At 38.1% G+C, this 678-nt stretch carries 1 protein-coding gene; it reads left to right on the top strand.

The annotated features are described in order from the left end of the window. The first annotated feature begins 183 nt into the window (after window positions 1–183). Window positions 184–528, top strand: a complete 345-nt coding sequence (locus S1OALGB6SA_RS08165; RefSeq protein ID WP_124033136.1) for a helix-turn-helix domain-containing protein — start codon at window positions 184–186, stop codon at window positions 526–528. The last annotated feature ends 150 nt before the right edge of the window (window positions 529–678 follow it).

Below are 678 nucleotides of genomic sequence, written 5' to 3' on the forward strand. Positions count from 1 at the left end.
GCCACTAACTTCTAAGGATGGGCCGTTTTCTTGTTCCGCCCTAACAGAGCGGGGTCTTGCAAAAGTGTGTCAAGGGTAAAATCCTTTTTCCTCTGACAAATTTCTATATTATAAAATACGGTTATACACCGTTTTTGTCAAGTTACTAAATCGGGATTTTTGAAAACAAATTAGAATAACTTTGTGGAAGAACAACAAATTGTCCCTGGTAAACAAATCACTCGTCTGAGAAAAGCAAGGGGATTAACTCAAAAAGAGCTAGCCAAAATTATGAATATCCCCTGGACTTTGATGACAGACTATGAACGAGGAAAATTACGATTAAATGATGTTATCCTTTCTAAACTTTCTAGTGCATTAAAAGTCAGTACCGATGAAATTCTTGGGCTAAAAACAGAGACAACTCCTGAAGAGATACCTTCCCTACGATTGATTAAAAGAATGAACCGAATTGAAAAATTACCTCATACAAAACAAAAATCTCTTTTGCAGACTATTGATGGTTTTCTCAAAGGAGAAGAAAAATAGATTCTATTGATTTCTATCCCAAGGAATAACTTCCTCCCCCCCAAGCGGCTCATCCAGGGCCTTTAGGTATCAGCTTGCAGAAAAAGACTACTGGCCAAATCACTCATCTAACCCCATAAGCCAAAGTCCACAAGGCTTATCAAAACCCCC

It is taken from the genome of Olavius algarvensis spirochete endosymbiont (genome assembly GCA_900608495.1).
Taxonomy (GTDB): domain Bacteria; phylum Spirochaetota; class Spirochaetia; order DSM-2461; family DSM-2461; genus UBA2779.